The following is a 3979-nucleotide window of genomic DNA, read 5'->3' as shown; positions in this document are numbered from 1 at the left end:
GGCTCGTACGGCATCTCGTACGAGCCGGGGCCGACCCCTTTGCGCGTCCGCGTCCCGGATAATGGCCCCCTTGCCACCCCCGCTCTGAAGGAGCACGTCATGACCCCGCCCGTCGTCCATTCGCTGCGCGAGCAGATCCGCGAGCACATCCTTGAGGGGATCGTCAGCGGCCGCTGGCAGCCGGGCGAGCGGATCGTGGAGCGGCGGATCGCGGTCGAGCTGGAGGTCAGCCAGACGCCCGTACGGGAGGCGCTGCGGGAGCTGGAGTCGCTGCAGCTGATCGAGTCGGCGCCGAACAAGGGCGTCCGCGTACGGAATCTGACCGCGGACGACCTCAAGGAGAGCTATCCGGTGCGCGCCGGCCTTGAGCAGGTGGCCGCGGAGCTGGCCGCCGGGCGGCTGGCCGAGGACACCGCGGTGCTGGAGCGCGAGGTGGCGGCGCTGCGCGAGGCCGATCTGGCGGGTGACGGGGAGGCCCAGGTGCGGCACACGGTGGCCTTCCACCGGGAGATCGTGCGGGCGGCCGGGAACGCCGTACTGCTGCACACCTGGGAGTCGCTGGGCATCGAGGTCTGGACGACGCTGTCGATCCGCTGGTTCAGCCCGGAGCCGCGCTCGCACGCCCAGGACCACCAGGAGATCGTGGACGCCTTCCGGCGCCGCGACCCGGAGATCGGCACCCTGCTCAAGGCACATGTGCTGAGCTGCGCACCGAGGGTCTGAGGGGGCCCGAGGGAGGCCTGAGGGAGGCCTGAGAGGGCCCCGCGGAGGCGTTGTCCGAGCGGCCCGCGGGGTGCCTCGGAGGGGGCTCCAAGACTGGCACCCGGTGCCCAAAAATGCGGCACCCCGTGCCGACCTGCGGTTATTCGTCCGGTGAGCGTTGATCGATCATCGATCAGAGGCGTATCGTCGCCTGTCGGGGCGCGACACCCCTGCCTGCCAAGCATCCACTCGCACTCCCGACCGACCGTCCGGAAAGGGGCCACCCATGCCCGATCCCGTACGTACCACGTACAGCCAGCTCGACCAGATCCCGGACCGGGACCCCGAGGAGACCGCCGAGTGGCGCGAATCGCTTGACGCCGTCACCAGGGCCGCGGGCCCGCACCGTGCCGCGTATCTGATGCGCCGCGCGCTGGAGCACACCGGTGCCCCCGGGCTCGCGCTCCTGGAGACGGACTACGTCAACACCATCCCGACCTCCGCCGAGCCCGGCCTCCCGGGCGACGAGGCGATGGAAGCCAGGATCACCGCCTGGAACCGCTGGAACGCCGCCGCCATGGTGACGCGCGGCTCGCGGTTCGGCGTCGGCGGCCACATCGCGACCTTCGCCTCCGCCGCCTGGCTCTACGAGACCGGCTTCAACCACTTCTTCCGCGGCAAGGAGGGCGACGGCAGCGGCGACCAGCTCTACATCCAGGGCCATGCCTCGCCCGGCATCTACGCCCGCGCCTTCCTCGACGGCCGCCTTTCCGAGCAGCAGCTCGACAACTTCCGCCAGGAGGCCGGCGGCAACGGTCTGCCCTCCTACCCGCACCCGCGGCGCCTGCCCTGGCTGTGGGAGTTCCCGACCGTCTCCATGGGCCTCGGCCCGCTCTCCGCGATCTACCAGGCGCGCTTCAACCGCTACCTGGCCAACCGCGGCATCAAGGACACCGCCAACTCGCACGTCTGGGCGTTCCTGGGCGACGGCGAGATGGACGAGCCCGAGTCGACCGCCGCGCTCGCCCTGGCGGCCCGCGAGGGTCTGGACAACCTGACCTTCGTCATCAACTGCAACCTCCAGCGCCTCGACGGCCCGGTCCGCGCCAACTTCAAGATCGTTCAGGAGCTGGAGGCCCAGTTCCGCGGCGCCGGCTGGAACGTCGTCAAGTCCCTGTGGGGCTCCTCCTGGGACGAGCTGTTCCAGCTCGACACCACCGGTGCGCTCGTCCGCCGTCTGCGCCAGGTGCCGGACGCGCAGTTCCAGACGTACGCCACCCGCGACGTCGCCTACATCCGCGAGCACTTCTTCGGCGCGGAGCCGGCCCTGGTCGAGATGGCCAAGGTGCTGACCGACGCGAAGATCGCCGAGTGCTTCCACACCTCCCGCGGCGGCCACGAGGCCCGCAAGGTGTACGCGGCCTACAAGGCGGCCGTGGAGTACCAGGGCGCGCCGACCGTGATCCTCGCGCAGACCGTCAAGGGCTACACCCTGGGCGCCGGCTTCGAGTCCAAGAACGCCAACCACCAGATGAAGAAGCTCTCGGGCAAGGAGTTCCGCGCCATGCGCGACCTGCTCGACCTTCCCATCCCGGACTCCAAGCTGGACGAGGAGCTCGTTCCGTACGGCCACCCGGGCGCCGACTCCCCCGAGGTCCGCTACCTCCAGGAGCGCCGCGCGTCCCTCGGCGGTCCGGCCCCTGCCCGCCGGGTCCACCCGGTCCCGGCGCTGCCCGCGCCCGAGGAGCGCGCCTTCAAGGCGCTGTACAAGGGCTCCGGCAAGCAGGAGATGGCCACCACCATGGCCTTCGTCCGCCTCGTCAAGGACCTGATACGGGACAAGCAGACCGGCAAGCGCTGGGTGCCGATCGTTCCCGACGAGGCCCGCACCTTCGGTATGGAGTCGCTGTTCCCCTCGGTCGGCATCTACTCGCCCAAGGGCCAGACGTACGAGCCGGTCGACCGCGACCAGCTGATGTACTACAAGGAAGCCACCGACGGCCAGATCCTCAACGAGGGCATCACCGAGGCCGGCGCCATGGCCGACTTCATCGCCGCCGCCTCGTCGTACGCGACGCACGGCGAGCCGATGATCCCCTTCTACATCTTCTACTCGATGTTCGGCTGGCAGCGCACCGCCGACCAGATGTGGCAGCTCGCCGACCAGCTCGGCAAGGGCTTCATCGTCGGCGCCACCGCCGGCCGTACCACCCTGACCGGTGAGGGCCTTCAGCACGCCGACGGCCACTCGCACCTGATCGCGTCCACGAACCCGGCGTCCCTCAACTACGACCCGGCCTTCGCGTACGAGATCGCGGTGATCGTCAAGGACGGTCTGCGCCGGATGTACGGCGAGAACCCCGAGAACGTCTTCTACTACCTCACCGTCTACAACGAGCCCAAGGTCCAGCCGGCCATGCCCGAGGGCGTCGAAGAGGGCATCCTGCGCGGCCTGTACCGCTTCAAGGAGGCCGCTCTCGACGAGTCCGACGCCCCCCGCCTCCAGCTCCTCGGCTCGGGTACGGCCATCCACTGGGCCCTGGAGGCGCAGCAGTTGCTGGCCGACGACTGGGGCGTGGCGGCCGACGTCTGGTCGGCGCCGTCCTGGACGGAGCTGCGCCGCGACGCCCTGGAGTGCGACGCCGCCCGCCTGGAGGGCGAGGACCGGATCCCGTACGTCACCCGTGCACTGGCCGGCGCCCCCGGCCCGGTCGTCGCGGTCAGCGACTGGATGCGTGCCGTCCCGGACCAGATCGCCCCCTGGGTCGAGCAGGACTGGACCTCCATCGGCACCGACGGTTTCGGTCTCTCCGATACCCGCGAGGCGGCCCGCCGCCACTTCGGCGTCGACCCGCAGTCGGTGGTCGTCCAGGCGCTGGCGTCCCTCGCCCGCCGCGGCGAGGTCAAGTCGGAGACGGTCAAGGAGGCCAGGGAGCGGTACGGCCTGTGAGACATGGGCGGCTCCGGCCGACACCGGGCGCCGCCGACGTGGGCGGCCCCGGCCGACACCGGGTGCCGCCGACGTGGGCGGCCCCGGCCGACACCGGGTGCCGCCCGGCTTTGAGGGGCGCTCCCGTGCCGGGTGCGTCCGTCTTTGAGGGGCACCCCCGTGCGGGGTGCCGCCCGCCCCTTCAGGGGCACCCCCGAACTCCCGTGCGGAGGCCACCATCCCGCGCCCGGGGCCTCCGCACGGGAACCCTCCGGCCCGGCCGGTCATGCCCTGACAACGGCCGGGCCTTCTTATCTTGTTTCCCCTCCGCCCACCCCCCTTCGGGGG

At 71.1% G+C, this 3979-nt stretch carries 2 protein-coding genes; both read left to right on the top strand.

The features are described from left to right. Positions 1-99 precede the first annotated feature (99 nt). On the top strand, positions 100-723 hold the full coding sequence (locus DY245_RS34300) for a GntR family transcriptional regulator (RefSeq protein WP_128511026.1): 624 nt from the start codon (positions 100-102) through the stop codon (positions 721-723). 265 nt (positions 724-988) lie between these two features. Further along, positions 989-3652 (top strand): pyruvate dehydrogenase (acetyl-transferring), homodimeric type, encoded by a 2664-nt coding sequence (aceE, locus tag DY245_RS34295; RefSeq protein WP_128511025.1) that lies wholly within the window; start codon positions 989-991, stop codon positions 3650-3652. The last annotated feature ends 327 nt before the right edge of the window (positions 3653-3979 follow it).

This window comes from Streptomyces inhibens (assembly GCF_003389455.1).
GTDB lineage: Bacteria > Actinomycetota > Actinomycetes > Streptomycetales > Streptomycetaceae > Streptomyces > Streptomyces inhibens.
The sequence above is the reverse complement of the archived record's forward strand: the minus strand, read 5'-3'. Positions and strand labels throughout refer to the sequence as shown.

What these genes read in the sequence shown, in the direction of transcription:
- DY245_RS34300 (WP_128511026.1), top strand. Translation starts at nt 100, where the DNA reads ATGACCCCGCCCGTCGTCCATTCGCTGCGCGAGCAGATCCGCGAGCAC.
- aceE (WP_128511025.1), top strand. Translation starts at nt 989, where the DNA reads ATGCCCGATCCCGTACGTACCACGTACAGCCAGCTCGACCAGATCCCG.